General features: G+C 62.0%; 20 protein-coding genes and 2 pseudogenes. 12 read left to right on the top strand and 10 right to left on the bottom strand.

The genetic code is table 11. The features are described 5' to 3' along the window. Positions 1 to 1,290: 1,290 nt before the first annotated feature. A complete protein-coding gene (locus ACE10W_RS29330; RefSeq protein WP_246790648.1) occupies positions 1,291 to 2,190 on the bottom strand; it encodes a response regulator transcription factor in 900 nt (299 codons plus the stop codon). Positions 2,191 to 2,921: 731 nt separating this feature from the next. Here ACE10W_RS29330 and ACE10W_RS29325 point away from each other — a divergent pair. Together ACE10W_RS29325 and ACE10W_RS29320 are read left to right on the top strand one after the other, a co-directional pair. Further along, the gene (locus tag ACE10W_RS29325) at positions 2,922 to 3,608 is read left to right on the top strand and encodes a response regulator transcription factor (RefSeq protein WP_246790647.1); all 687 of its coding nucleotides are present in this window, start codon (positions 2,922 to 2,924) and stop codon (positions 3,606 to 3,608) included. 692 nt (positions 3,609 to 4,300) lie between these two features. Beyond that, positions 4,301 to 4,561 (top strand): hypothetical protein, encoded by a 261-nt coding sequence (locus tag ACE10W_RS29320; RefSeq protein WP_161533867.1) that lies wholly within the window; start codon positions 4,301 to 4,303, stop codon positions 4,559 to 4,561. 17 nt (positions 4,562 to 4,578) lie between these two features. On the opposite strand, the pseudogene ACE10W_RS29315 reads toward ACE10W_RS29320, so the two are convergent. The 6 genes and pseudogenes from ACE10W_RS29315 to ACE10W_RS29290 form a co-directional block, all read right to left on the bottom strand. Beyond that, positions 4,579 to 4,701: pseudogene (locus ACE10W_RS29315) on the bottom strand (3-oxoacyl-ACP reductase); the annotation flags it as partial. Then, positions 4,688 to 4,813 (bottom strand): annotated as a pseudogene (locus ACE10W_RS29310) (SDR family NAD(P)-dependent oxidoreductase); the annotation flags it as partial. The pseudogenes ACE10W_RS29310 and ACE10W_RS29315, both read right to left, overlap by 14 nt. Beyond that, the gene (locus ACE10W_RS29305; RefSeq protein ID WP_110116877.1) at positions 4,806 to 6,191 is read right to left on the bottom strand and encodes an AMP-binding protein; all 1,386 of its coding nucleotides are present in this window, start codon (positions 6,189 to 6,191) and stop codon (positions 4,806 to 4,808) included. The gene ACE10W_RS29305 and the pseudogene ACE10W_RS29310, both read right to left, overlap by 8 nt. Next, on the bottom strand, positions 6,178 to 6,423 hold the full coding sequence (locus ACE10W_RS29300; RefSeq protein ID WP_038966762.1) for an acyl carrier protein: 246 nt from the start codon (positions 6,421 to 6,423) through the stop codon (positions 6,178 to 6,180). Before ACE10W_RS29300 ends, ACE10W_RS29305 begins: the two co-directional genes overlap by 14 nt. A gap of 34 nt (positions 6,424 to 6,457) precedes the next feature. Further along, positions 6,458 to 8,341: a long-chain-acyl-CoA synthetase gene (locus ACE10W_RS29295; protein ID WP_110116876.1), complete on the bottom strand. Its 1,884-nt coding sequence runs from the start codon at positions 8,339 to 8,341 to the stop codon at positions 6,458 to 6,460. Continuing rightward, a complete protein-coding gene (locus tag ACE10W_RS29290; protein WP_038966761.1) occupies positions 8,338 to 8,607 on the bottom strand; it encodes a phosphopantetheine-binding protein in 270 nt (89 codons plus the stop codon). The genes ACE10W_RS29295 and ACE10W_RS29290 overlap by 4 nt, the downstream gene beginning before the upstream one ends. Before the next feature lie 243 nt (positions 8,608 to 8,850). Here ACE10W_RS29290 and ACE10W_RS29285 point away from each other — a divergent pair, with 243 nt between their 5' ends. Genes ACE10W_RS29285 through ACE10W_RS29265 form a run of 5 tightly spaced genes read left to right on the top strand, consistent with a single transcriptional unit; the run spans position 8,851 to position 14,951 of the window. Beyond that, positions 8,851 to 10,077, top strand: coding sequence for an acyl-CoA dehydrogenase family protein (locus ACE10W_RS29285; RefSeq protein ID WP_110116875.1), 1,227 nt, complete (start codon positions 8,851 to 8,853; stop codon positions 10,075 to 10,077). Positions 10,078 to 10,103: 26 nt separating this feature from the next. After that, the gene (locus ACE10W_RS29280) at positions 10,104 to 11,108 is read left to right on the top strand and encodes an amino acid--[acyl-carrier-protein] ligase (RefSeq protein ID WP_110116874.1); all 1,005 of its coding nucleotides are present in this window, start codon (positions 10,104 to 10,106) and stop codon (positions 11,106 to 11,108) included. Between the two features lie 32 nt (positions 11,109 to 11,140). Further along, positions 11,141 to 12,415: an O-acetylhomoserine aminocarboxypropyltransferase/cysteine synthase family protein gene (locus ACE10W_RS29275; RefSeq protein ID WP_110116873.1), complete on the top strand. Its 1,275-nt coding sequence runs from the start codon at positions 11,141 to 11,143 to the stop codon at positions 12,413 to 12,415. Positions 12,416 to 12,441: 26 nt separating this feature from the next. After that, the gene (locus ACE10W_RS29270) at positions 12,442 to 13,590 is read left to right on the top strand and encodes a homoserine O-succinyltransferase (RefSeq protein WP_110116872.1); all 1,149 of its coding nucleotides are present in this window, start codon (positions 12,442 to 12,444) and stop codon (positions 13,588 to 13,590) included. Next, complete coding sequence (locus ACE10W_RS29265) at positions 13,587 to 14,951, top strand: cytochrome P450 (RefSeq protein WP_171463802.1); 1,365 nt, start codon at positions 13,587 to 13,589, stop codon at positions 14,949 to 14,951. The genes ACE10W_RS29270 and ACE10W_RS29265 overlap by 4 nt, the downstream gene beginning before the upstream one ends. Before the next feature lie 37 nt (positions 14,952 to 14,988). On the opposite strand, the gene ACE10W_RS29260 is transcribed toward ACE10W_RS29265, so the two are convergent. Next, on the bottom strand, positions 14,989 to 15,861 hold the full coding sequence (locus ACE10W_RS29260) for an acyl-CoA acyltransferase (protein WP_171463801.1): 873 nt from the start codon (positions 15,859 to 15,861) through the stop codon (positions 14,989 to 14,991). 653 nt (positions 15,862 to 16,514) lie between these two features. Between ACE10W_RS29260 and ACE10W_RS29255 the strand changes: the two genes are divergently transcribed. After that, positions 16,515 to 17,402 carry a branched-chain amino acid aminotransferase gene (locus tag ACE10W_RS29255; protein ID WP_110116870.1) on the top strand — a complete coding sequence of 296 codons (888 nt, stop codon included), beginning with the start codon at positions 16,515 to 16,517 and terminating at the stop codon, positions 17,400 to 17,402. 147 nt (positions 17,403 to 17,549) lie between these two features. Here ACE10W_RS29255 and ACE10W_RS29250 read toward each other — a convergent pair whose 3' ends face one another. Beyond that, positions 17,550 to 18,281 carry a GntR family transcriptional regulator gene (locus tag ACE10W_RS29250; RefSeq protein WP_028175709.1) on the bottom strand — a complete coding sequence of 244 codons (732 nt, stop codon included), beginning with the start codon at positions 18,279 to 18,281 and terminating at the stop codon, positions 17,550 to 17,552. Beyond that, on the bottom strand, positions 18,274 to 18,567 hold the full coding sequence (locus tag ACE10W_RS29245; RefSeq protein WP_162603711.1) for a hypothetical protein: 294 nt from the start codon (positions 18,565 to 18,567) through the stop codon (positions 18,274 to 18,276). Before ACE10W_RS29245 ends, ACE10W_RS29250 begins: the two co-directional genes overlap by 8 nt. Before the next feature lie 23 nt (positions 18,568 to 18,590). Between ACE10W_RS29245 and ACE10W_RS29240 the strand changes: the two genes are divergently transcribed. The 4 genes from ACE10W_RS29240 (at position 18,591) to ACE10W_RS29225 (ending at position 24,039) form a co-directional block, all read left to right on the top strand. Further along, a complete protein-coding gene (locus ACE10W_RS29240; protein WP_028175707.1) occupies positions 18,591 to 19,493 on the top strand; it encodes a VOC family protein in 903 nt (300 codons plus the stop codon). Positions 19,494 to 19,571: 78 nt separating this feature from the next. Further along, positions 19,572 to 20,453 (top strand): alpha/beta hydrolase, encoded by an 882-nt coding sequence (locus tag ACE10W_RS29235; protein WP_110116869.1) that lies wholly within the window; start codon positions 19,572 to 19,574, stop codon positions 20,451 to 20,453. 2 nt (positions 20,454 to 20,455) lie between these two features. Beyond that, positions 20,456 to 21,505 carry an Ldh family oxidoreductase gene (locus tag ACE10W_RS29230; RefSeq protein WP_110116868.1) on the top strand — a complete coding sequence of 350 codons (1,050 nt, stop codon included), beginning with the start codon at positions 20,456 to 20,458 and terminating at the stop codon, positions 21,503 to 21,505. 212 nt (positions 21,506 to 21,717) lie between these two features. Beyond that, entirely contained in the window at positions 21,718 to 24,039 is a 2,322-nt protein-coding gene (locus ACE10W_RS29225) for a molybdopterin guanine dinucleotide-containing S/N-oxide reductase (RefSeq protein ID WP_162603710.1), read from the top strand. The last annotated feature ends 137 nt before the right edge of the window (positions 24,040 to 24,176 follow it).

The raw sequence follows: 24,176 nt of genomic DNA, 5'->3' as shown, positions 1-24,176 counted from the left end.
GACGATGCTCAAGTTGATGCGTCTTCAAGTCTGTTCGCGGACAGCAACACATGGAAATCGCATGCCGTTCGAGCAACACGGCAGACCGGCGATCGGCAAAACAAACGTTCTATTCCTCATCGATAGTGAGCACCCTCCATGTCCAATCGGCTGTTGATCATCAGTTCGCAGCCACATCAGAGCGGTTTGGAACGGGGGTGCGCGCGAATTGCGCGTCGAACTTTAATCCGGCAGTGCTGCCACTCAATGGACCATGATAGTTACCCATTTTTTTCCGATTTCCGTCCAGTGACCCGGAATGTACTGATTGGCCGGAGATGAGCGACTGGGTCGTAGATTGCGATGGGATATGCGTTTTCCGCACGGTCGGCGATTTCGGAAATCATCAATGCGGAAACAGAATATTTAGGACCAGGCAGAGTGACTATCAGTAGGGAAATGCCTTCCTCCAGAGCGGCGTCCGAGAGGGAGACGAGGAGATCCGCGGGCTGTTCAGAGCAGCAGAAGAACGAGGAGGAGGGACCTCAGTCAGACCTCGAAGGACTGCAGAAAATGTCTGATCTCTTGGGCAAGCGTTCTGTGACTAGCCTTCGCTTTACGGATGTGCGTCGCGCCGTGCTGCTGTCATCAACACGGAAGCTGCAGACCTCTGTGCACCTGCTGCAGGAAAGAACAGGACGAACTCACCAGAAAGCTGGCAAAGCTCGACGACCGGCGGAGGCTCGATCTGCTCCGTGAGCTGCAACAGACAAGCGTGAAGCTCAACCAAATTCGCGAAAGCTGCAGAACGTCGGCGAGAGGCTTCAGTACACCGCATGGTGCGATCACAACTCGTGCGAGGAGCCGCGAACCAAGCTGAGAGTGCCATCATCAGAAGAGGCGAGGAGGGACCGGAACGGATTTTCGCAGGCGAAGATACCGAGCTGCGGCCGGATGACGCCGTCGAGGTCGCCCTGCGGTACCGGAACAGTCCTGGCGGTGACGGTCTAAATTAGATCAAGATCGGCGCGCGCACGATCATCAGCTACCTTCTCTCGCCGCTGGCGAGGTACAAACAGGAATCGCTGCGGGAGCGGTAAAAAAATGTCCCGCAGCCTGCGCGTTGCGCGTCGTCCACCCGTCAAGATCCGCTGCGATCTCGCGTGCTAGTCTACGCAAGGGCAATAGGGAGCACCCTGCTAGGCGCCCAGGCGTCGGGACTCAACGAAGTCGGGACTCAACGAAAGTGTCGCAGCCTTACTTCGCGCTCGGATCGCTCGCGCGACGGCAATCGTTTCCGGGTCCCTGAACCTACTTGCAGAGCCGAGCAGCCGCCGCGAGAGTCCCTCGGCCCACACCCTTGCGGACTAGGCCGTCGATACGGGATACCACGACGTGGCTGGAGTGGGGAACCAATGGAGCCGGCTCGTTGAGCTGCTCCATTTCAGAGATCATCTCGATGGGCTTCGCGATCCCTCTGCCCGCATCGACGGCTGAGGGGGCGCGATCGTTTGCCGGCCGCACCAGCGACTCATGGTTCATGCCCCAGATCGCCGCCTGTGTCCGGTTCTGGACCCTGATCTTGCGTAGGATCGCCTTGACGTGAACCTTCACGGTAGCCTCGGCGATATTGATTTTTCTGGCAACGCACTTGTTGGAGTCGCCTTCGATAAGGCAGGATAGAATCGCCTTTTCTCGCGGAGAGAGCTGGGGCAAGATCGCGTCGTCTGCAGCGGCGAGGATGGCCTTTCGTCCGCCGGGCTCTGCCGTTTCAGGTTCGCGATCGCGACCGGCATCAAGGGCGAATGACAGGAATGCAGGCGGGAAGACGGTCTCGCCCATCATCACGAGCTCGACGGATTTGATGAATGCGTCGCACGAATTGACGTTCACGAAGTATCCGTTGGCCCCTGCTCGAAATGCGGAGGCAAGATCGACCGGCCGATAATTGTCGGACACGATCGCGATGCGCGCGTCCGGATACCGATCCTTCACAAATCCGATTTGTTCTATCGCGACATTGAAGCCATCGCCGGTATGGACGATGAGGAACATCAGTTTTTCTGCTTGAAGTGTGCTCGGCAGTTCCTCGGGGCTCGACGCCGATACCGGGATGTGAAAATTTGCCGTGTGCAGGATTCTAGCAATGCCTTCTCTAATCAAAACGTTCTTTCCAATAAGAACGGTCTCGCAAGACTGCCGCCTCCTCATTTTACCCTCCAGCCTACTACGCAATGACACAACAGCGATGGGCGGTTGAACTCAATTGTTCTCTTGGTCCTCGACGTAAGAACGAGCCCTTGTTGTTCGGTTGGTCGTTCTCCGTCGGCTTGTGGTCTCTAGATATATTGAGCTACCTCGATCATGGACCTCCGTTCTTTGCCTGGTCTCGTTGGTGGATTTCGAGCAATCCATCTTGCTTAAGCTTTTATGAATGTTAGATGCGAATTTCGGATCGCCCTATATATCGTTGGTTATAGAGATGGGTCTGCGTATACCCGTGCGGTTACGGTGCCCAAAAATACCGTCTGGCGCAGCCTCTGCGTGAATTAGATCGAGATGCTAACTCAACATTGAAAAACTTTTCGAAGGTCTTTGTTCGTCGATACTATCTCTGCGTGAACGCATTCTGTGAGCGAGTTAACGGCTCTGCGCATATGAACGTTGAGGAGATGTCGGAGTGTGCACTTACGCTGTTATCCGGACTGGATAACCACAGAGGCTGGTCCGCCGCAGTCTGATCACCGGATTCTTACGGGCATTCCAGCCCGAGTGAGAGTCGGGAAGCGAGCAGAGCCGCGCGCATGTTAATCCTAGCTTGCGATGCGATATCGATCCTGCTTGTATTAAGAGAAATTTATGGTGATTCTATCGATAGTGGTGGAAACAGCAGCAGGTGCGCGGGGTTTATGTTTAGGGGACGATCCGCTGAGGAGCGCCCAATGCGACGTATCAGTGTAGTCATTGCAGACCGGCATCCGGTGGTCTTGGAGGGGCTGAGCAAGGTGCTCGGTGCCGTAGCCGATTTCAATATCGTTGCATCTTGTAACGACGCCGCCAGCTGCATCGAAGCGATCCGGCGCCTGGCGCCCGATATGGCGATTGTCGATCCCGCAATGCCCGGGCTCGCCGCCGCGAAAATTCTTTCGACCGTCAACTCAGAAAATCGTTCGACGCATTTGGTGTTCTTCGTCGCGAGTGAAGATTGCGAACTGGTGTTCTCGGCCACGCCCGTGACCTGTAGCATCATCCTAAGAGATACCGATTCCGAGGCTCTGGTGGAGTCGTTGCGGCACATCGCCAATGGTCACAACGTGCTGCCATCGACCCCATCCGAGTCGATCGCGTCGCGCGAGCAGGGCACGAATTCGGAGAGCGGGCTGACAGCGCTGACGGAACGCGAGCGTCAGATCATGCGTCTGGTCTCCGAAGGATTGTCGAACAAGGAAATCGGGCGGCGGTTGAACACGACCGACGGCACGATCAAGGTGCACCTTCACAACATCTTTCAAAAACTTGAAATCAGCAATCGGACGGTGCTCGCGGCCCTCGCCATCTCGCAACATGATCGCGCGACTGCCCCGCGGGAGAAGGCGCCGCATCCCGGATCGACAAATGGGGAGCGCTGAGAGGCTCGTCACGCACCAGCATTCCCGGTCGTCGCTCCCACTGCAATGGGCAGGTGGCCTCCATTGGATGCAGCGACCCGGCCGGAAAGATCCTCGTGAGCCGGCCCGACGCCGGCTTTCTTGCCGGAGACCCTGGTTCAGTCGCGCGTGCGGCAGGCTATCCGTAACATCGACGGCCACTGAGCCGGTCCCAGGCCAAGATCGATAGCGACCACCCGGCCCATCATCCGTCTCCTTGGCGGCCGGTGATGAAAGTGCGTCTGTCATGGCGGCGCCCCACCCCCGCAACGCAGTCGATCGGCAGGAACAAGTGGGGGCTGAAGACTGATTTCAAGCGCCGCTTGATTGGCGAGGTCGATGTCCGGGAAGCCTAATGGGGTAGTCCCTCAGGCTTCGCGCCTGATCCAGAATCGCAGCCAAGGCATCGGGCGGGACGTGTATTTTAGTCGTCATCTGCGGCTCTGGGTCGATCGCAGTTTGTCCGCTGTCAGGTAAAACGTAGTCGCGGGCTATAACGAACGACTTCAGACATGATCGCAGAGATGTGCCGATTGGATCTCGGCACATCCGGAGCGACGGCCCTGGCCCTCCTTCCTGCCCCCCCAGTGGTCAGGGTCGTTCCCTCCTGACGGCCTGCTGTCAGGACCGGAGTTCTGTGGTTGAGCCGAAAGCGAGTGCGCGGACGCATCTTGATGTCCCTTCTGTTTCACCGTGCCGTCGAGGACATGGAAATCTGGAGTGCGGCCGGCGACGGCTTTTCCTTTGTGATCACGTATGAGACCCCTGCTGGTGCCGGCTTTCATGGTCGTGCCGGCTATGTGGCGTCGTGGCGGCCGCTCTATCGGGGTAACGGCGCGATCAAGATTGGCGGTTCGGCGTTTTCAACCTTCGCGGAGGCGGAGAAAGCCTGCAACACGATGCTCGAGTATCTGAAGGGGCTATCGCCGGAATGACGCGTCCAGGCCGGCGCTCAGGCAGTGTTGCCGGCGTCGACCGTCACCACGGTGCCGGTGATGTTCCGGCCGCCTTCGCCGAGAGGATATTCGACCATGGAAGCGACGTCGTCGGCTTCAGGCAGGCGCCGCAAGCTCCTCGCTCTCGCGGCGCGCGACGGCGATCACATTGTATCCGCCGGACGCGGCGAGCCTGCGCGCAATGGCAAGGCCGATCCGGCGACTGCCGCCGGTGACGATGACGTTACGCATCGGTGCGTGCCAGTTTCCCCGCTGCCGTGACGTCGAGCCGCTCGACGAAGCGGATCACCGCGGGCACCTTCCATACTGACAGGCAGTCCTTGCACTGGCTGAGAATCTCCGCGCGGATCGTCTCATGGCGGTCTCCATCAGTGCCGTTGGTGAGGATGACGTCGGCGACCACAATGGCTCCGGTGATCGGGCTCCTGCGCGACCGCGCACGCGACATCTCGACTGACGCGTGCCGGTTGATCACTGCTTCCACCTCCTCCGGATGCACCTTCAGCCCGCCGATGTTGATAATGCCGCCTCGACGGCCCACGAAGTGGTATCGTTCGCCGCGCAGCTCGACCATATCGCCGGTATCGACGAAGCCCTCGGTGTCGGCGAGTGGCGGTGCATCGGTGCCGACATAGGCGCGCGCCGTACGCCGGGAACGGATCCGCAGCGAGCCGTCGACCACCTTCATCTCGACGCCGGCGTGATTCTGCCCGATCAGGTAGGCAGGAAAACCCTCGCGCCCATCGTCCACGCTGAAACCGACGCCCGCCTCGGTCGAGGCATAGGCGTGTCCGATTGACGCATGTGGAAATGCTCTGGCCAGGCCGTCCAGCACTGCCTGGTCCGCGATTTCGCCCGACAGGCGGACATAGTGCGGCGCGAAATTGGCGGACGCGCCGCTCATCAGGAGCTTGCGCCAGTGCGACGGCGTTCCGGAGATGTGGGTGACGCCGCCCGCGCGCAGCCGCGCCACATGCACGGCAATGGCTTCCCCGGGCTCCGAAAGCACCATCGATCCGCCGCCGATCACGGCCCGCAGGAAGATTTGCAGGCCGCCATAGCGGCGAATGTCGTAGAACGTCGCCCAGGTTGCGTTCCGGTAGCGCGCGGGCCCGTCGGCGATAATCGCGCCGGCGAGTCCATCGAGCGTATGTCGAACGATCTTCGGCAGCCCCGACGTCCCCGAGGTCAGCATCAACCATTCGGTCGCATGGTCGACCTTCCGTCCCACGGCCTTCCGTTCGGGCAGGTCGACGCCGATAATAGCGCGCATGCCAGCACTGCATCGGTGTAGCGGCTGATCGGTGACGATGGTGTCGATCCCGGCCTGCTCGAGCAGGACCTGCAGGCGATCCCAATCGAGGTCGGGCGGGCCTAGAAGGATGCGGCGGGCGACGCCGTCGAGCTCGATCATTGCAAGCGCGGACAGCAGCTGCCTCGACGTCGCAAGCAGCACCGAGCGGCCGGACAACTCGAAGGACCCGCCGGTCAGGCAGCTGTGCTCGACCATGTCGGTCAGCGATACACTGTGCCGGGCATCGGAAATCGTGCGGTCCTTCGGCCCCGCGCCGAGATATTGGCGCAACGCAATGATGTCAGGCGGGGACATTCTCGTAGGCCCTGACGAACTCACCGAGGGTAGACGGGAAGGCTGCGTCCTCGGCGACAGTGAACGGATCGATACCGAGCTCGTCCTCCAGCCGCGCAACCAGGATGGCGAATGCCAGCGAATCGAACCCGGTTTCGTTCAGTGACAGATCGTCCTCGAGCGGCGGAAGCGTGACCTTCTGTTCTTCGGCGATCTGCTCCATCGCGGAGAAGATCTTCGATTTGACCGACATGGTACACCTCACATTTCGGCTTTCCGAGCCGATGTCAGAGCCTGATTTCGCCCTCAACGACGCGCGCGTAGACGGCCCGGTCGATCGAACGATAGCCGCCGGTCGCCGGATCACGCAGGAACAGCGGATCGTCCACCAGCGAAGGATCGAATCCCTCGCGGATCAGCCGCTGCTTTTGCTGCTTAAAGGTGTCGGTCGTCTCGAGCGCCGGGCACAGCCTGACGAAGGCTGGAACTGCATAAGGCGGCAGCCGATGCGAAAGGTGTTCTTTGAATATCCCGAAATCGAAATCTCGGTCCACCACCAAGGCCGCCATGCCGGCGCGGCCATCGGCCCCGGACACCGCAACTCCATAGGTCGAGGCGTCGAGAACGCCGGGGCAGTCCCTGATTGCGTCATTCACTTCGCTGGTCGCGACGTTCTCGCCCTTCCAGCGGAAGGTGTCGCCGACGCGGTCGATGAAGTGCAAGTAGCCTTGCGCATCGCGCAACATCAGATCACCGGTGCGGAACCAGGCATCGCCCACAGCGAAGACGTCGTGCAGAACCTTTTTCTTCGTCTCCTCGGGATCCGTGTAGCCCTCGAAAGGCCGGCCGTCGCGATCGCCGCCACCGATACGTCCGACGGCCTCGCCGATCTCGCCAGGTGCGCAGGCGATGCAGAGCCCTGCAGCGCTCCGGACCGGGCTGCCGCTGTCGGCATCGATCTTGACGATCGAGGCGGGAAAGCGATGCGCCAGAACCGGCGGGATCCGGCCGATCGCGCCCGGTTTTCCATCGACATTAAACAGCGAGAAATTGCCTTCGGTTGCGGCATAGAATTCGAGGATCTGCGGAATCGCGAACCGGTTGGCGAACGTCTCCCAGATGTCGCCGCGCAATCCGTTACCGACCGCCAGCCGCAGCCGGTGTCGCGCCTCTTGTTCAGACGCTGGCGCCTTCAGCAAATAGCGGCAAAGCTCACCAATATACTGGAAGACGGTGCAGTCGAAACGTTCGATGTCGTCCCAGAAGCTGCCAGCGGAAAACTTCTCCGCAATCGCGACCGAACCGCCCGCGCAGAGCATGCTGCAGGGAGCGGCGACGCCGCCCACGGAGTGATACAGCGGCAGGCAATCGTAGAGACGATCCTCGATGGACGCGTCCGTCAGTCCGGAGAACCATCCGCCCCAGGCGAGAATGCGGCGATGACTGACGTTCGCCGCCTTCGGTAGGCCCGTGGTGCCCGAGGTGTAGATGAGAAGCGCGCGTTCGTCGATCGTGACGTCGCCGCGTTCGGCGGAGGACAGCGGACGTGGCTCGAATGCGGCGAGCGCCGCATCCAGATCGCCGCTTGGATCGCCGGTGCCGAGGCTCCAACATTGCGGCTCGCGGTGCAGGTGCGGACGTGAGCTCTCGAACGCATCCACGCAATCGGCAGCGAGGATGAGGTGATCGGCATGAGCGACGTCGATACAGTGGGCGAGCGATTGGCCGACCAGCCTGGTGTTGATCAGTGCCACCGTCCCGCCGACGCTGCTGATGCCGAGCCAGCAGGCGAGGTAGTCCGGCCGGTTCGGCATCAGCACGCAGACGGTGCGGCCGGCTTGGAGGCCGACGTCCCGCGCCCAGCGCGCATACCGGTTGATCCGGGCAGCGAGTTCGCCATAGGTGAAGGATTGGCTATCCGAGAGCAACGCGGGCCGCCCGGGCTGACGTTGTGCCCAATCCTCCACGATGTCGGCGAACAACCGATGCGGCTGGGCTTCGAGCCGTGCGGTGAGTGCGATGGCTTGCAGCCAGGTCTTGGCGGCGGACCGTCTGCGCCGCGGAGCGTCTCGTCTGGTCGCCTGCGGCTGAGCTGGCTCGGGGTGCGTGCGCACCCGTTCATTGCGGCTCGCCTGGTTGTCGAAGCAGAACCTCTGTTCAACTGGCTTCATCCCGACCCGGATCCCAGCTGGTTGAGGATCATCCGCTCCATTGCCTTTACCGATCGAAAATTCTCGGGCGTGATCTCGAACTGGGGAAGGATGAGATCGAACTCGGCTTCGACCTTGAGCATCAACTCGACCATCCCCATCGAGCTGAGTCCGATATCCACGAGTCGCGACTCCGGGTGGACATCGGCGCTGATCGCGTTCTGCTGGAGGACGCTCCTGACGACCGACAGAACACGGTTCTGAACGTTGATGGCAGTGTTGTGCATTTCAGCCGGTCTCCTGCCGTGGCCAGGCGTGATCACATTCGGGGCGACGATACCCAACTGTTCCTTCGGTCAATAGCTCTGCTTCGGAGGTACCTCGCCCGGGAGTGGAAGCTCCTTGACACCCACTTCTGCGCCAGCGACGCGGCAGGGGAAGTGAGCTACTTGTCGATTTTGAGCGGCATTCATCTCGATCTGGCTCGCATTGTCCAATCATGACAACCATGAAACGGGAGGCTCGGGCCCATGACTGTGCAGGAAGTTCAGTTCCGCAACGTCGCCACGGAAATTGGCCGAATAGCATTCTCTCCCGACGGCTCCTCGTTCCAGCAGCGAACGGCAAATGTCGCGCAGGTCGCCGCGGCGGAGGCCGAGGCGGTCGATCGCGAGGCGCGATTCCCGCGGAAGGCGATCGACGCGGCGCGCAAGGAGGGACTTCTGGGCGCCCAGATTCCGGTCGAGTTCGGCGGAGACGGTGCGCCTATCTCCGAGGTGGCCGATATGTGTTACGCGCTCGGCCGCGCCTGCGCTTCGGTCGGGATGATCTTCGCGATGCATCAGACCAAGGTCGCGTGCCTGGTTCGCCACGGCGCGGGCAGTGGTTGGCATGAGAGCCTCATGCGCCGCGTGGCTGCCGAGCAGATGCTGCTGGCGTCGTCGACCACGGAAGGCCAGAACGGCGGAAACATACGCTTCAGCTCGGCCGCAGTGGAGAGCGCCGGCACCGAGATTTCGCTGGTGCGCGACGCGACCGTGATTTCGTACGGCGCCGAGGCGGACGGCATCATCACCGTCGCCCGCCGCTCGGACTCCGCCGCCGGATCCGATCAGGTGTTACTCGCCATCACCCGTGACGACTATACGCTGGAGCCCACTCTCGGGTGGGAGACGCTCGGCATGCGCGGGACCTGCAGCGCCGGCTTCAAGCTGAATTTCAGGGGCGCCGCGGACCAGATATTCCCCGTAGCATACGAAAAGATCCATGCGCAGACGATGACGCCCGTCGCCCACCTGTGCTGGTCGTCGGTCTGGGCGGGAATCGCGGCTGCGGCGGTGGACCGGGCGCAGCTCTTCATTCGCAAGGCCGCCCGCGGATCGGGCGGCAACATGCCTCCCGGCGCGGCGCACTTCACCGCCGCCAAAATGACCCTGACGAAATTACGCGCCGTCATCGCCGCGAATCTCCAGCTCTATGGAGCACGCGAACGGGACATGCGCGCGCTTTCGTCCGTCGACTTCCAGTCCTCGATCAATCTTCTCAAGGTGGAGGCCTCGGAGCTCGCGGTTGCGACCGTCATGCACGCGATGCGCGCCTGCGGCCTGTCCGGATACCGCAACGACACCGACGTCAGTATCGGTCGCCACCTGCGTGACGTGCTTTCCGCTCCGATCATGATCAATAACGATCGCATCCTCTCCAGCATGGGTACCGCCACGCTGATGAGCACCGTTCCGGGCTCTTTGTGCGATTGATCTCCTTCTGAAAAGGAAACGGCCTAATGAACCTGGCCATTGTCGAAGCACCGGCGGACTCCACTCCGCCTCCGGCCGATCCGCTGGACCATCTTGCGGATGCGCTGTTCCACGAGATGGGCTCTCCCGGCGTCTATGGCCGCACCGCACTCTATGAAGACGTTGTGGAGCGAATTGCGGCGGTGATCTCGCGCAATCGCGAGCCGAAAACCGAGGTGATGCGCTTCCCGCCCGTCATGAACCGCGCCCAGCTTGAGAGGTCGGGCTATCTGAAGAGCTTTCCCAATCTTCTCGGCTGCGTCTGTGGCCTGCACGGCATAGAAAGCGAGATCGACGCGGCGATCAGCCGCTTCGATGCCGGCGGCGACTGGACCGAATCGCTATCGCCAGCCGATCTCGTGCTGTCGCCGGCAGCCTGCTATCCGCTCTATCCGATCGCCGCGAGCCGAGGGCCCGTGCCGGCAGCCGGCTGGAGCTTCGACGTGGCCGCCGACTGTTTCCGTCGCGAACCTTCGCGCCATCTCGACCGGCTGCAGTCCTTCAGGATGCGCGAATTCGTCTGCATCGGGAGCGCCGATCACGTCTCGGCGTTCCGGGAGCGCTGGATCATACGCGCACAGAAGATCGCCCGAGATCTCGGGCTGACCTTCAGGATCGACCATGCCAACGACCCGTTCTTCGGCCGGGTCGGGCAGATGATGGCGGTGAGCCAAAAGCAGCTGTCGCTGAAGTTCGAGCTGCTGGTGCCTCTGCGCTCCGAGGAGCGACCGACCGCCTGCATGAGCTTCAACTACCACCGCGATCATTTCGGCACCACCTGGGGCATCGTCGATGCGGCCGGCGAGCCGGCCCACACTGCCTGCGTAGCCTTCGGAATGGACCGTCTCGCCGTCGCCATGTTCCATACCCACGGCAAAGACGTCGCGCTGTGGCCGATCGCAGTGCGGGACCTGCTTGGCCTGGCGCAGACCGACCGCGGGGCACCGTCAGCATTCGAGGAGTACCGATGCGCCAAGGAAGCCGGGAGCTAGCCCGGGATCGGAGAGCGGAAGGGAGCGCCTCCATGAGGAGAGAGACTCTCGCCGTTCACGGCGGCTTCGAAAGCGATCCGGCAACGAAAGCCGTTGCCGTGCCGATCTACCAGACGGCCTCGTATGCATTCGACAGTGCCGATCATGGAGCCGCGCTCTTCAACCTTGAAGTGGACGGCTTCCGGTATACCCGGATCGGCAATCCGACCAACGCTGTGCTGGAGAAGCGCGTCGCCGCCCTGGAAGGAGGCATCGAGGCGCTCAGCGTGGCCTGTGGTCAGGCCGCAGTGAACTATGCGGTCGTGAACCTCGCGGAGATGGGCTCCAACGTCGTCTCGGTTCCGCAGCTCTATGGCACCACGCATACGCTGTTCGCGCACATCCTGCCGAGGCAGGGCATTGCGGTCCGTTTTTCGGACGACGACCGGCCGGAAAGCGTCGAAAGGCTGATCGACGACGATACACGGGCGGTGTTCTGCGAGAGCGTCGGGAATCCGGCCGGAAATGTCTGCGACATCCAGGTGATGGCCGATGCCGCGCACAGGCACGGCGTCCCGCTCATCGTCGACAACACGGTGCCGACACCGATCCTGCTCAGGCCGATCGAATACGGCGCAGACATCGTCGTGGAGTCGCTGACGAAATTCATGGGCGGGCATGGCACGACGCTCGGTGGAATTATCGTCGACGGCGGCACGTTCCCGTGGGCGAAGCATCGCCGGCGCTTCCCGATGATGAACGAGCCGGAGAAATCCTACCACGGGCTGGTCTTTACCGAGCGCTACGGCGCCGCCGCCTACATTGCGCGTTGCCGCGCCGTCTCCCAGAGGACCACCGGCGCCGTCCTGGCGCCGATGAACGCTTTCCTGCTGCTCCAGGGCATCGAGACCGTCGCGCTCCGGATCGAGCGGCACGTCGAGAATGGCGCAAAGGTCGCGCAGTTCTTGCGCAACAACCGCCGTGTCGAGTGGGTGAACTATGCCGGCTTTCACGACAGCCCCTATTTCGTGCTGACGCAGAAGTATCTGGGTGGCCGGGCGTGTTCACTGCTGACTTTTGGCGTGGCTGGAGGCTTCGAGGCGGGCAAGCGGTTCTACGACGCGCTGAAGCTCTGCAAGCGGCTGGTCAATATTGGCGACGCGAAAACGCTCGCCTGCCACCCCGCATCGACAACGCACCGGCAAATGTCGGCCGAAGAACAGGACAAAGCCGGCGTACGGCCCGAGATGATCAGGCTGAGCGTCGGAATTGAGCACATCGACGACATCGTCGCGGATCTCGATCAGGCCCTCTGCGCCGCGAATTGACGTTCGTCAACCATGAAGGCACTCGCATGACTGTCTTGATCGACGTAGACTCGGACGAGCACCACCTCTTATCGAGAGCGCCCGGCAACGGCGCCCGCGCGATGGCGTCACCGGGAAACCGGGCGGAGTGCCTCGACATCGGGCTCATCAACAACATGTCGGATGCGGCCTTGATGTCGACCGAGCGCCAGCTGTTCGACTTGCTGGCTGCGGCTGCCGGACGACTTTGCGTCAGGCTGCATTTCTATACGATGGAAGCGACCCCCCGTTCGGAATGGGGGCGCGATTACGTTCGTCGATACTACCGTGGCACCGACGATCTGCTGAACAGACGCCTCGACGGCGTGATCGTGACCGGCGCCGAACCCAGAGCCGCCAGTCTGACGGACGAGCCGTACTGGACCACCTTCGCCGAGATCGCGGACTGGGCCCGGGAGAATACGGTGTCGTCGGTGTTTTCCTGTCTGGCCGTCCATGGGGCCGTCCTGCACCTGGACGGCGTTACGCGCCACAAGCTGCCTACCAAATGCATCGGTGTCTTCACTCAAACGAAGACGAGAAATCATCCGTTGATGCACGATGTTCCTGCGAATTTCAGAATGCCGCACGCCCGCTGGAACGAGGTGCAGGATGAAACTCTCGAGAGCTGCGGATATTCCATTCTCACCTGGTCGGCGGAGGCTGGTGTCGATTGCTTCGTCAAGCAACAGAAGAAGAGCCTTTTCGTCCATTTCCAGGGCCACCCGGAATACGAAACGCAGACCCTGCTGGGCGAATACAGAAGGGACATGGGCCGTTTCCTCCGGGGCGAGAACGAAGTTTGTCCGACGATACCGACGGGTTATCTGGACGAGGAGGCAGAAGAGATCTTGGGCGCCTATCGGCGAAAGGCCCTTTTGGACAGACGTCCGGAGTTTTTCGATGATTTCCCTGCCAATCAGCTGGCAAGGGATCTGCAAAACGGCTGGCAACTTCCGGCCAGACGCATCTACCGCAACTGGCTGCTTTACCTGGCGTCGCAGCGAGCCGAACGCTCAAAAGCGTTGCACTCCAACGGGACGTGCCGAACGAGGCCGCATTCCGGAATTTCGGCCCGTCAAAGTCGACACCGGTTGGTCGCCGTCCGATCCGGGGGTCCCCACGCGCCGGGCTCAAAGTCAGGGACACGAGTATGATGTCCGAAACAGGTACGAGAACGGCGCACCTTTATCCACCAGGGCCGGACGAGCCCTGCAGCCCAACTCAAGATCTCCTGAGCTGGATGAGCAAATGCTTCAAACGATACGGCAACATCTATAGGGCGTCTGTCTACGGTTCCGACGTGTATGTGATCAGTACTCCGGAGTACGCGGAGCACGTCCTTCGCAAGAATTGGCAGAACTACAAGAAAGGCCTGGCGATCAAGCGCATTGCCTGGCTCCTCGGTAATGGCCTTATGGTGAGCGAGGGAGAGTTCTGGAAACATCAGCGGCGGATGATCCAGCCTGCTTTCCGCCACAACGCGATCGGAGCGTTCAGTCACGTCATTACGGCGGCCAATGTGGCGTTGCTTGAAAGATGGAAGCAGGGAGCTCGAGAGAAGAAGAGCGTCAATGCCACTCGTGACATCAGCCGCATGGTCGCGGAGTCGGTTCTCAGCGCAATCTTCGGAGCCGACTACGAATACGTGCGCCCGCATTTCAGTATTCTGACCGACGAGTCTGCGCGCAACCTCGAGTTTGCGAAAGAGTTCAGGTCTTTGGGAGAAATCGTGAGCCGGGTTGCCGCCGAAAGGAGGAAAAAGAACATCAGATCCGCCGACATGCTCGGCATGCTTATGGAAGCGCGCGACCGGGACAGTGGCCAAATAATGCCAGACCGCCAATTGGTCAACGAAACGATGACCCTGATTGTCGCCGGACACGAAACGACGGCTTCCACCCTGAATTGGATCTGGTACTTGCTCTCTCAGCACCCGGAGGTCGAGGAAAAGTTATGGAGGGAGCTCGACAATGTGCCTGCGAGCGAGCTTCCTGACCTCAATGATCTCGGGAGGTTTAGCTACACGCGACGCATTATCGAGGAGGCGCTACGTCTGTATCCGCCCGGCTGGCTGATGACGCGCAGGGCGCTGAAGGACGATTACCTTGGCGACTATTTCGTGCCTGCCGGAACCGAAGTATATATTTCCACTTACCACATCCAGCGACACCGCAAGCTCTGGGAAGCAGCGGATAGTTTCCGTCCGGATCGCTTCGGTCCCGATTTCTTGCAGGAACGACATCCGCCGACGATGCTCCCGTTTTCCGTAGGGCCGAGGAACTGCATCGGTGAAATCTTTGCGCGCCTCGAAATGCAGATTCACCTGGTGATGATCGCCAGGCAGCTGCGGCTGGGCTACGATGAAGAAAAGCCTCCCGAGCTGGAGGCTGCCGTGAACTTGCGCAGCAAGCATGATTTCGTCATGACCCCGGAGATCAGAGCTTCGGCGAATGGTTATGAAACCCGCCGGCGGGGACCAGAGACGCGAGCGATGAGTTCCGGGGGAGGGGCGTGAACCCGGCGCCTCGCGGCCGCCGGGAAGGGTGAAAGCCTCAGGGGCCGATGTCGAAGAGCGCTATCTCTGTATAAGCCAAATCTCCCAACCGCGGCCGATCCGATCCGCGGAAATATCTATTGGCCTTCCCTGGGAAGTATTTGCCGACCAGTCCGTCAATTGGTCCGTTCGCGTCGAGCAATACCACGACATGCCAGGTATGCCGGGCAAGAAATAAGCCTATCGGCCGCGCAAAGCGTACGAAGTCATCCACACTGCGGCAATAGACAAGTTGCGCGCATGGAACCCTGCTGAATTGCCGGATTCGAAATACAAAAGGATAAGCATCTTGAGGTGTAATGCACCACAGACTGATGCATCCGCAATCTGCGTGCTCGAGCAGCAGGTTGCGATCGTGTGGATCCAATCGAACATCAAGCTTGGTGTGCACATCGACGACCCTTGCGGGCGCCTCCTTGCTAGCTCGACCGAGCAAGGGAATTGAGGCAAAGAGTCCACCGCAATATCTGACGTAGCTCAAGGCTTCTATCATGCGAAATGTATTTTTCGCCGGCGTCAGGTTGAGCACCGTGGCCTCCTTGAAATCGGAGGCCTTTTTTATGAGCTGTGGCGCGCACATTCTAAATGCCGGATCAACATACAAGCCTAACCCGTTGCAACGGATCTTGGCTTTGCCATTTTCCCAGACTGTCGAGAATATCAAGAGCAAGATACCAACAAGCTCGCCGTCACTGTCGATCACATATCCGTAGCGTGGCAATTCTTCTGCGGGCAGTAGTCGGTGACTCAAGCAGGAGAAAATATCCTCCCAGAAACTGCGAGGGCGCCCTGACCCATATCCGCCGGTCAGCAGGTCTATGGCCGCCGGGATGTCGGCATCAGTTATGAGACGGATTTTGATGCAGGACAACGCCTACCAACCTCTCAACCCCATGCGACCGTGATCTCAATTTTCGCACTCGGGAGCACAGGCGCACTCGAATTCCAATACGCCAGGGCCCCACGAGCACTGCCAACGAATCTTGCCAGTGCTCTTTCGCCAGTAGATGCGGAAATTGACGCCGGCCGGGGGAAACAAAAAGGGTCGAAGAAGTTCGCCTTCATTTGAGCGAGCACATCTAATCTCGCTTTCATGCGCTTTGAGTTTCTCCAGCAAATCGTTGTAGGCCAAATCCTTCGTATCTCCGTAGCCGACTACGGCCCTCGCATCATTGACGTACTGTCTTTCGGAAGAACGAGCCATTGACCATCTCTCGACCGAGCGAACCACCACTGCGTGCCACAAGGTCAGCTGCAAACTTACCTGACCACGGCTCGGGTAAGTAGCTCCACTTCGGAGGTACCCCGCTGGAAAGCGTGGACTTTCCGACGTCCACCTTTACGCTCCCGACCAGGCAGGTTCGGTCGGCTAGGTTGTCTCCCGACCGCGCCTTGTTCCGGCGGTAGGCGGTCGCTGTCCCGGAGATTGCGGCAACGGAGGCCGGACCGGTCGACCGCAAGGCGCTTTCCGCGAAGGCTATGGTCCACGGACCTAAGTCCGTCGCGCATACATGGAGGTTCGTCATGGTCTCCGCCACCAATTCCATCAGCCATTCGAGGACATGGACATTCTTCCGAGGCCAGTGGCACGAGGGCAATGTGCCGATCATGGGGCCACGCACCCATGGGCTCTGGCTCGCCTCGACCATCTTCGATGGTGCGCGCGCTTTCGAAGGCGTTATGCCCGACCTCGATCGTCATTGCGCCCGCGTCAATCAATCTGCGGTCAACTTCGGGCTAAAACCGGTCGTCGATCTCGACACGTGGCTCGGACTGGTGCGCGAAGGTATCGCCCGTTTCCCGGTCAATGCCGAACTCTACATCCGCCCGATGTACTGGCCGCAGAACGGCATCGGCGGCGGTGTGCTGTTCGATCCGGAAACGACGGACTGGTGCCTTTGCATCTACGAATCGCCGATCCCGGAGCCCGTCGGCAGCGCGATTACCCTGTCGCCGTTCCGCAGACCGACCGCCGAATGCGCGCCGGCCGATGTCAAGGCCTCCTGTCTTTATCCGAACAGTTCGCGTGCGCTCAGGGAAGCCGCCTCGCGCGGCTTCCAGAATTGCCTGATGCTGGACATGCTCGGTAACGTCACGGAGTTCGGCAATTCCAACGTGTTCATGGCGAAAGACGGCGTTGTCTTTACGCCTGCGCCGAATGGCACGTTCCTGAACGGAATCACGCGGCAGCGCGTGATCGAACTTTTGCGCGGTGACGGCATCACGGTGTTGGAGGCAACGCTGCGCTACTCCGATTTCGTCAGCGCGGACGAGATCTTTTCGACCGGCAATTTCGCAAAGGTCGCGCCGGTGATCCGGATCGACGACCGGCAACTCAGGCCAGGGCGCTTTTATGCGCGGGCACGAAAGCTGTATTGGGATTTTGCCCACGGAATGAAGCTTGCTGCGTGAGAGGGCATCACTGGGCAACATTGCGAGAGGATAGGGCGCGACTCCAGATCAGGATGGCTTTCGCGGTCCCTCTGGTGAGCCAAGAAGCATTGCGAAATGTGAGGGGATGCGCGTGACGGCGAGCAGGAGGACCGTCCTTGCTGGCACCTATTCAGCGGCGACCCGGCTTGTGCGGCGGGGGCGTTCCTCGTCGGATGTGACGAAGAGGTGGCCTGCGTGCTTGATCACGTTGTCGGTCGTCTCGCGGATATGGCGCTCGATCAGCTCCTCGGCCTTCGCGGCATCGCGCGCGACGACCGAATCCATGATCATCTTGTGCTCGACATCCTTGGCGCGCCATTTGGTCCGGAATTGCGAGGACATGCGGCGGTAGCGGTGCGCGCGTTCGAACAGCTTCTGGCGGATCTCCAGGAGGTTGGGCGAGCCGCACGCGGCAACAAGCGAAAAATGAAAATCGCCGTGGAGCTTGCCCCATTCTTCCGAGAGATAATAATTTGAGCCGAGCCGGTTCTGCAGGCGATCCATCCGGTGGAATGCGCCGATGATGTCCGCCTCCCAGGCGTCGTCGCCGTTCTTGATCGCGAGCGCAACGCATTCGCGCTCGATGAGCACGCGGACATAGGTGAGGTCGTTGAGATCGTCGATCGAAACCGGCGCGACGACGAAGCCGCGCTGATCCTCCGCGATGACGAGCCCTTCGGCCACGAGGCGCGACAGCGCCTCCCTCAGCGTCGAAAAGCTCACCGCGTACATGTCCCGTAGCGCCTCGAACCGCAGCTTGGCGCCCGGCTTGAGAGTGCAACTGATGATGTCTGCGCGCATCCGGTGGAGCACGTCAGCCGCGCGTGTTTCACCTGCTGGCTTGACCCTCTCACGCATCCGACGCCGTCCTGCCATCCCTCTGCTGCCAGTCAGTATCATCGATTTTCGAAAGAATATCAAACAGTTCGGGCTGCCATTGCCCGGTTGGCACGGCGGTATCCACGGTGTTGAACGGATCGAAGCCTGCAGCAAGCGACGGGATTGCTGCGAATTCTCCGAACAGCTTCGGGTCCCATCGTCGGCGAGCAGGGTCGGACGAAGTCACATAATTTCGAAATAATACCATTTCATCGAAAATATGTTTGTGTGCATTGCCCTGATGCGGTATCAGGACATCAAACATCGTCGAGCCCTGGGAGGGGAGCAATGCCGCCTATCGTTCATGCGGTCGGGCACGTGAAAATCAACACCACGGCGATCGAGGCCGTGGTCCGGGACGCGACCGAAATCCTCGGCTTGCAGATCACCTACACGGACGAGGGGCAGACCTGGTTGAGCTCCAACGGGCGCGCGGCGGAACTGGTGCTGCTCAGGTCGCACGAGAATGCGACCCATACGATCGGATTGGAGGCGCTCACCGTCGATGCCGTCCGCGAGGCGGAGTCGCGCGTCGAGAGCGCCGGATGTCGCGTCATCTCGCGTAAACCCAGCCTCGATTGCATGGCCGCGGGCGTCACCTTCGCCACGCCGGAAGGGCTGCGCTTCGAGGTGCATACGCCGACGCGCGACCAGATCTACGGTCGGCGCTATCCGACCCACGGCGTCGGACCGAACCGCATGGATCATCTCAATCTGACGTCGCCCGATCCGATTGCAACGCGCCAGCAGCTCGAGAGGATCTGCGGCCTCCGCATATCCGAACGCATGGTCGACGACAGCCTGAGCTGGATGTACGGCGGCAATCGCCAGCATCACATCGTCGGCGTCGTTCGCGGCAAGGTGGGGCTGCACCACTACTCCTTCGAGTTCAGGGAGTTCAACGACTACCTGAAGCTCGGTGACCTGCTTGACCGCTTCGACAGGCAGATGCTGTGGGGGCCGGGCCGGCATCGGCCGGGCGACAACACCTACGCCTATTACACCGATTCCAGCGGCGCGATGATCGAGTGCTCCGGATCGATGGCTCTCATCGCTGACGACGACGGCTTCGTGCCGAATGTCATCACCAATCTCGAGCGCCCGGGCAATGTGCGCTGCATGAATGTCTGGGGCACGCCCGCGCCGCTCGAATGGCGTCAGTTCCACTTTCCCTTCACCGCCATCACCTGACGGGGAGTCGGGCAGCCTTGCCCGTGTGCGCACTGCGTGAGCGCGCTGCCCCTGTCGCAGCCTACGAGAGAGATGCCAATGCAAGAGAAGCACACCTTCCGGTCTGACGGGCTCAAGCTATCGGCCGTACTGCACGTGCCGGACGCGAGAAAGCCGGGCCAGCGGCTGCCTGCCTTCATCGTCCTGCACGGCTTTGTCGGATCGAAGGACGAATCCCACGCCGAAATCCAGGCGCGCATGCTCGAGCAGATGGGATATGTGGCGCTTCGCTTCGATTTCCGCTGCTGCGGGGAGAGCGAAGGTGAACGTGCGCAGGTGCGCTGCTTCGACCAGGTCGCGGACGCCAAGAACGCGCTGACGTTCCTTGCGGAGAGGGAAGAGGTCGATCCTGGGCGGATCGGCGTGGTCGGCCATAGCTTCGGCGCGGCCGTCTCCGTCTACGCCGCCGGCGTCGACGATCGCTTTGCCTGCGTGATCTCGTCCTGCGGCTGGGGCGACGGGGAGCGGAAATTCCGTGGCCAGCATCCGACGCCCGAAGCCTGGGCAAAATTCACCTCGCTTCTGGAGAAAGGACGCAAGCAAAAGCAGGACACCGGCCAGAGCATGTGGATCTCCCGCTTCGATGCCGTCCCGATCCCGGAGCATCTGCGCAAGAATCTCTCGCCAAAGGCGATCATGGAGATTCCCGTCGAGACCGCGTGGAGCATGTACAATTTTCGTGCGGACGAGGTCGTCGGCAACATCGCGCCTCGTCCGATCCTGTTCCTGCACACCGCCAACGACACGATCACGCCGACGGAGCAGTCGATCCGCATGTTCGAGAAGGCCGGCCAGCCGGCCGAGCTCGTGCTGATCACCGGCACCTCGCATTTCCCGCTCGCCGAAGGCGATGCGCCGCGCACCAAGGCGATCATCAAAGGCTGGCTCGACAAGTTCTTCCCGTCTCCGCTCGGTGCCTGAGCATGACGGGCGCTTCAGACACGGTTGCGATCGGCGCCGATGCGCTCCGACCGTTCGCGGCGGATCTTCTCAGGGCGGGCGGCTTCACGGCCGACCAGGCGGATCAGACGGCCGCCATGCTCGTCTGGGCCAATCTGCGCGGCGCCGATTCGCACGGGGTGTTGCGGATCCCGCGCTACGTCGAGATGGTCGAGCTTGGTCTGATCAATCCCGCCGCCGAACCGCGCCAGGTTTCGGGCAAGGGCGCGGTGGCGGTGATCGACGCACAACGCGCGCCTGGCGCCGTCGGAATGAGCCTTGCTGCGCGAAAAGCAAGCGAGCTTGCGGACACCCACGGGATCGGCTGGTGCGCGGTTCGCTCCATCAGCCACGCCGGCGCGATCGGATACTACGCGCATCAGGTCGCTCAGGTGGGACGGATCGGCATTGTTATGACGGCTTCGAAACCGCTGATGATCTATCACGGATCCAGCGCAGAGGGCGTCTCAACGAACCCGATCGCGATTGCCGCGCCGACCGGCAATCCCGATCGTCCCTTGCTCCTCGACATGTCGACGGCATCGGTGGCGCTCGGAAAGATCATGGCTGCGAGGGATGCCGGTCAGCCGATTCCGGTTGGCTGGGCTGTCGATGGGAATGGCCAGGCGACAACAGACCCGCGCGAAGCAAAAGCGGTCCTTCCGATGGCCGGTCCCAAGGGTTCGGGCCTCTCTCTGATGATAGAGGTTCTCGCCAGCGTCCTGACGGCCAACCCACTCATCGCCGTGGCGCTCGTCCACGGCGGCGATCCAGGCGGCAACGGTCTGGTGGCTGTGCTCGACCCGTCAGCCTTCGGCGACAACTTCACCCTTGAAGTCGATCGGCTCGGCGCGGCGATCAAGAGCCTGCCGCCCGCGGCCGGGGTGGACAGCGTATACCTGCCGGGCGAGCGCGGCTTTGAGGAAATGGAAAGACGGTCGCGCGCGGGGATTCCGCTCGCGCGGGGAACTGTTTCGCGATTGCTGGCGCTCGCCTCGAAACTGAATGTGGCGGTGCCCGAAGGCGTTGCCTAGTCGAGGACCCTCGGGCGCACCCCGGGCCGACCTGGTCGCCCTTATCGGCGTGAAATCGCGTGTTTTGGCGATCCGTCGCCGACCGTTCCGTCACGCATCCCCACCTGCCTGCGTTGCGCGCGGGAGCCCAGCGTTTCCGTCAACCCTGATCTCGACGACATCGGGACGTGGATCGGTATACTGCCACCATGTACCGGAACAAGGATCAGATGATGGACGATACGATTGGCTTCCCCGACCCCGGCCTTGACCTGTCCGACGGTTTCAAGCCGCACACCTCGCATTGGGGCGTGTTCTCGGCGCGCAACGGCGCAGCCGGCCTTGAGGTCAGGGCCTATGCGGGCGATCCTGATCCGAACGGCATCATCGACAATTTCCCCGGCGCACTGCGGCACCAGGCGCGCATCGCCCAGCCGGCGATTCGCCGCGGCTGGCTCGAGCGAGGTCCCGGTCCGGACGATCGCCGCGGCCGCGACGAATTCGTCTCCGTGAGCTGGGAGAAGGCGCTCGACCTCCTCGGCGACGAGCTCGGCCGCATCCGCGACACGCGCGGGCCCGGCGCCGTGTTCGGCGGCTCCTATGGCTGGTCGAGCGCGGGCCGCTTCCACCACGCGCAGAGCCAGGTGCATCGCTTCCTCAATATCGCGATGGGCGGCTATGTGCGTTCGGTGAATTCCTATTCCTCGGGCGCCTCCTCGGTGCTGCTGCCGCAGATTCTCGCGGGCTACGAAGACATCACCAAGCGCAACGTCACCTGGGAGCAGATCGCGACTGAGACGGACATCGTGCTGGCATTCGGCGGCATGGCGCTGAAGAACTCCATGGTGGCCGGCGGCTCGATCAGCAAGCATGTCGAGCGCGGCGCCATGGCGGCGGCGCACCGGCGCGGCTGCGAGTTCATCCTGGTCAGCCCGCTGCGTGAAGACCTGCCGGTCGAGGCCGGTGCCGAATGGATGACGTGCGTGCCCAGCACCGACACCGCGCTGATGCTCGGCATCGTCCACACGCTGGTCAGCGAGAACCTGCACGATCAGGCCTTCCTCGATCGCTACACCGAAGGGTGGCCCGTCTTCCTGCGTTATCTCACCGGGGAGAGCGATGGCCAGCCGAAGGGCGCCGAGTGGGCCGCCGCGGTCTCAGGCGTTGACGCGGACACGATCCGCACGCTCGCCCGTCGCCTTGCCGGAAAGCGCGCGCTCATCACCGTCTCACATTCGCTCCAGCGCGCCGAGCATGGCGAGCAGCCGGTGTGGATGGGCATGGTGCTGGCGGCAGCGCTCGGCCAGATCGGCTTGCCCGGCGGCGGCTACGCCTATTCGCTCGGGGCGATCGGCTATTACGGCCGCCGCGTCAACGACGTGCCGGGGCCGACGCTCGGGCAGGGCCGCAACGGCGTCCGTGATTTCATCCCGGTCGCGCGCATCGCCGACATGCTGCTCAATCCCGGAGCCACCTATCGCTACAATGGCGAGACGCGCACCTATCCGGATATCCGCCTCGTCTACTGGGCCGGCGGCAATCCCTTCCATCACCACCAGGACATCAACCGCCTGCGCAAGGCTTTTGCGCAGCTCGATACCTTCGTCGTGCACGAGCTCGCCTGGACTGCGACGGCGCGCCACGCCGACATCGTGCTGCCGTCGACCATGACGCTGGAACGCGAGGACATCGGCTATTCCAGCAACGATCCCCTCATGGTCGCGATGCACCGGATCGCCGAGCCGTTTGGCCTCGCGCGCGACGACTACGAGATCTTTGCCGATCTTGCCGAGCGTCTCGGGGCGCGCGAACCCTTTACCGAAGGACGCACGTCGCGGGAGTGGCTAAAACATCTCTACGAGCCGACCCGCGCCTCGCTCGCCAAGCGCGGCCTCGAAGCGCCGAGCTTCGACGAATTCTGGCAGCGCGGCAGCCTGGTCGTGCCGCAGCAGCCCGACGACGGCGGCCGGTTGCGCCGCTTCCGCGAGGACCCGGTCGCTCACGCCCTGCCGACGCCGAGCGGCCGCATCGAGATTTTCTCGACGAAGATCGCCGGCCATGGCGATCCGGATTGTCCGGGCCATCCGGTCTGGCTCGACAAGACCGACATGCCCAAGCCCGGTGCGCCATGCTTCCTCGTCGCCAACCAGCCGGTGACGCGCCTGCACAGCCAGCTCGATTTCGGCGGACATTCGCTTGGCGCCAAGCATCGCGGCCGCGAGGTCGCGCGCATGAACCCCGTTGATGCCGACGCGCGCGGCATCAAGGACGGCGACATCATCCGCCTGTTCAACGAGCGCGGCGCCTGCCTCGCCGCGGTCCACGTCACCGACGGCATCGCGCCCGGCGTGGTCCAGCTCCCGACCGGCGCCTGGTACGACCCGATGGACCCCGAGGACGACGCGCCGCTCTGCGTCCACGGCAATCCGAACGTGCTCACCCGCGACGTCGGCACCTCGTCCTTCGCGCAGGGCTGCACGGGGCAGCTGACGACGGTGGAGGTGGAGAAATTCACCGGCAATCTGCCGCCGATCCGGGCGTTCGATCCGGTGTAGCGGGGCGTTCGCCCCTTGCCCCGTCATTGCGAACGCAGCGAAGCAATCCAGGGTCTTTCCGCGGTGGCAGTCTGGATTGCTTCGCTGCGCTCGCGATGACGATGTGGAGGCTGTGAGCGCAACTTCATCCCCGTCAA

It is taken from the genome of Bradyrhizobium sp. B025 (assembly GCF_042257955.1).
Lineage (GTDB): Bacteria > Pseudomonadota > Alphaproteobacteria > Rhizobiales > Xanthobacteraceae > Bradyrhizobium > Bradyrhizobium diazoefficiens.
The sequence above is the reverse complement of the archived record's forward strand: the minus strand, read 5'-3'. Positions and strand labels throughout refer to the sequence as shown.